The sequence below is a fragment of the Streptomyces sp. NRRL F-5122 genome (genome assembly GCF_001507435.1).
Lineage (GTDB): Bacteria > Actinomycetota > Actinomycetes > Streptomycetales > Streptomycetaceae > Streptomyces > Streptomyces lannensis.
In genome coordinates this window covers 1-890 of sequence record NZ_LMWH01000094.1, presented here as the reverse complement: position 1 = coordinate 890, position 890 = coordinate 1, and the positions used below count along the sequence as shown (strand labels likewise).

1 protein-coding gene is annotated in these 890 nt (G+C 70.8%); it reads left to right on the top strand.

The features are described from left to right. Window positions 1-890 (top strand): SpoIIE family protein phosphatase (locus ADL25_RS12390; RefSeq protein ID WP_159044916.1); only part of this gene is annotated, 890 nt, incomplete at both ends.

The following is an 890-nucleotide window of genomic DNA, read 5'->3' as shown; positions in this document are numbered from 1 at the left end:
GATGTGGACCACGGCGTCGGCGGTGACTGGTTCGACGTGATCCCGCTGTCCGGCGCACGGGTGGCACTCGTCGTCGGCGACGTGGTCGGGCACGGTCTCCACGCCGCCGCGACCATGGGCAGGCTCCGTACCGCCGTCCACACCCTCGCCGACATGGAACTGCCCCCCGACGAACTGCTCGCCCAACTCGACGACACCGTCCAGCGACTGGGCGAGGAGGACTGCGATCTCCCGGACCCGCCCACCGCGGTGGCCGGCGCCACCTGCCTCTACGCCGTCTACGACCCCGCCACCCGCCGCTGCACCATGGCATCGGCCGGACACCCCCCGCCCGCGATCATCGACCCGCAAGGGCGCGTCTCGTATCCCGACATCCCCACCGGGACCCCGCTCGGTGTCGGACTGGGGGAACCCTTCGACTCGGTGGAGCTGGAACTGGCCGAGGGCAGCGTCCTCGCCCTGTACACCGACGGCCTGATCGGGACCCGCGACCACGACATCGAAGAGGGAATGCACCGCCTGGGCACCGCCCTCGCCCAGCCGGACCGAACCCTCGACGACCTCTGCGACATCGCGACCAGGACCCTTCCCGACCAGGCTCCCTGCGACGACGTCACCCTCCTGCTCGTCCGGACCCGCTCCCTCGATCCCAGCCGGGTGGTCACCTGGGCCCTGCCCGGCGACCGCTCAGCCGTCTGCCACGCCCGCAGACTCGCCGCACACCAGCTGACGGAATGGGGCCTGGAAGGCCTCGAGGACGCCACAAAACTCATCGTCAGCGAACTCGTCACCAACGCCATATGCCACGGCACCGGACCGATCGAACTCCGCCTCGTCCGCCACCGGGTCCTGACCTGCGAGGTGTCCGACACCGCCGCCTTCATCCCGCG